Annotated in this window: 4 protein-coding genes and 1 tRNA gene; all 5 read left to right on the top strand. The window is 53.1% G+C overall.

What is annotated here, in order from left to right:
• Positions 1–458, top strand: a 458-nt coding sequence (locus AC9UEO_RS13545; RefSeq protein WP_509534572.1) for an aminoacyl--tRNA ligase-related protein, incomplete at its 5' end; no start/stop codon positions are given.
• Positions 459–476: 18 nt separating this feature from the next.
• Positions 477–971 carry a hypothetical protein gene (locus AC9UEO_RS13540; protein WP_509534569.1) on the top strand — a complete coding sequence of 165 codons (495 nt, stop codon included), beginning with the start codon at positions 477–479 and terminating at the stop codon, positions 969–971.
• A gap of 31 nt (positions 972–1,002) precedes the next feature.
• Positions 1,003–1,094 (top strand) — tRNA-Ser (locus AC9UEO_RS13535).
• Positions 1,095–1,434: 340 nt separating this feature from the next.
• A complete protein-coding gene (locus AC9UEO_RS13530) occupies positions 1,435–1,719 on the top strand; it encodes a type II toxin-antitoxin system TacA family antitoxin (protein WP_509534566.1) in 285 nt (94 codons plus the stop codon).
• Positions 1,716–2,052 (top strand): GNAT family N-acetyltransferase (locus AC9UEO_RS13525; RefSeq protein ID WP_509534563.1); only part of this gene is annotated, 337 nt, incomplete at its 3' end. The genes AC9UEO_RS13530 and AC9UEO_RS13525, both read left to right, overlap by 4 nt.

Here is a 2,052-nt window from a genome sequence, read left to right as displayed (position 1 = left end):
GCGGCATGATTCGCCAGCACCAGTTTGACAAAGTCGAGATGGTGCAAATCGTGCATCCCGACCACAGCAATGCCGCCTTGGAAGATATGACTGGCCACGCTGAAGCTATTTTGCAAAAGCTGGGTTTGCCTTACCGCGTCATGTTGCTGTGCACCGCCGACATGGGCTTTGGTGCTGCACGTACCCACGATTTGGAAGTCTGGTTGCCTGCACAAAACACTTACCGCGAAATCAGCTCCTGCTCCAATTGCGAAACCTTTCAGTCGCGCCGTATGCAAGCGCGGTTTAAAAACGCTCAAGGCAAAAACGAGTTGGTCCATACCTTGAATGGCTCTGGCTTGGCCGTGGGACGTACCTTGGTGGCTGTGCTTGAAAACTACCAACAACCCGATGGCAGCGTGCGTGTGCCAGAAGCGCTTCTTCCCTATATGGGCTCTATTCAAACTCTCAAAACTTAAATACCCAAAGGATCTTCCATGCGCTTTTCGTCTATTGTTGTTACTACAGTGTTGCTTTTGCTGGCGGCTTGCGCCAATTTGCCCATGGGGGCCGGCAGAACATCTTCCAGCGTCGATATGTCGGGAGCCGATTTGCTGGGTCAAACCCAGTTGCCCCCAGGCGCACGCATCTTGCATGAGCAGTCGCTGGTGATTGGCACTGGTGAAAACTGGGTCGGTCGTGTGGTGATGGATTCAGCCCGCGACACCACCTCGGCCTACAGTTATTTTTTAGAAAACTACCCTAGCCAAGGTTGGACTTTGTTGTCAGCCGTGCGTTCCAAGTCCAGTGTGTTGGTGTTTAACAAAGGCGAGCGCAATGTCACCATTGAAATCCAAGAGGGCAATCCCTTGGCGGGCGGCTCGGCTTTGGTGATTTTGACGCTGGCACCCCGCAGCGCCAATGTGGTGTCTCCCGCAGCAGCTGCTAAAAAACCTGCACCCGTAGAGGACGCAGTTCCCACCAAGCCTTGAAGCTTTAAAATTTCAGCTCTACCGACATTCAGGAAAGATGGCAGAGTGGTCGAATGCACCGGATTCGAAATCCGGCGTACAGGTTTACCTGTACCGAGGGTTCGAATCCCTCTCTTTCCGCCAGTGACTTCTTTCAATATTTCAATCCTTCAAACGCCTGTTTGCAAGTGATTGAGCTGATTGAATTTTTTCCCAAAGCTTTCCCCGATTTTGAAGAAACTCACCCTTTGATGGGGTACTCGAACTGTTGAGACGGCTTTTTGCTCAAAACCTCTTGACTTAGTGCGTTCAAAACGTGAATTTGAACCGTACCGATTGCACGCGGTTTTAAGCTATGTTGCCCTGCCGTTTTGGTTGGCACTTTGGGGGTATTGGCGGTGCATCATGGGTACAGTTGTTAAAAACACTTGTCAGGACGATGTCCGGACGCTATGATGGGGCAACTGTCCAAAAAAGGGTTGCCATGACTGCAGTCATTCACTCCAAATCTGAGCGCATCGATGTACGCGCCAGCGCGCCCGTGAAGCAATTGCTTCAGGAAGCAGCACGTGTGGCACACAAAAATGTGAGCGAGTTTTTGCTCGACGCGGGCATCATCGCGGCCAACCAGACCTTGGCAGATCGCACCCGTTTCGAGCTGAGTGACGAGCAGTGGCTGGCGTTTCAGGCTGCACTGGATCAGCCCGTGAGCGCCAAGCCCAAGCCCAAGCTAAAGAAACTTTTGTCTGAGCCGGGGCTACTTGGTTGAGTTCGCGGGCTTACGAGCCGGTTCGCAAACTGGCCGGTTCGGACGCTGTTGAGTCCTTTGATTGCGGTCAGCCTGCACTGAACTTGTTTTTGCAGCGCTTTGCGTTCGTCAACCAAAAATCCAACAGCGCGCAAACCTACGTGAGCTGCGAATCGAGCTCGGTCGTTGGTTTTTACAGCTTGGCGGTTGGCAGTGTCGAGCCATCCAATGCGGCACCGCGTGTGACCAAAGGCATTCCACAACACCCCGTGCCGGTGATGATTCTGGCCAGGCTTGCCGTGGACCTTCAGCACCAAGGCGCAGGGCTTGGCAAAGCACTGCTCAAAGATGCGC

Source organism: Limnohabitans sp., from assembly GCF_040401495.1.
Taxonomy (GTDB): domain Bacteria; phylum Pseudomonadota; class Gammaproteobacteria; order Burkholderiales; family Burkholderiaceae_C; genus Limnohabitans.
The sequence above is the reverse complement of the archived record's forward strand: the minus strand, read 5'-3'. Positions and strand labels throughout refer to the sequence as shown.

Excerpts from the sequence above, each read along its gene's own strand:
- AC9UEO_RS13540 (WP_509534569.1), top strand. The coding sequence starts at position 477 with ATGCGCTTTTCGTCTATTGTTGTTACTACAGTGTTGCTTTTGCTGGCG.
- AC9UEO_RS13530 (WP_509534566.1), top strand. The coding sequence starts at position 1,435 with ATGACTGCAGTCATTCACTCCAAATCTGAGCGCATCGATGTACGCGCC.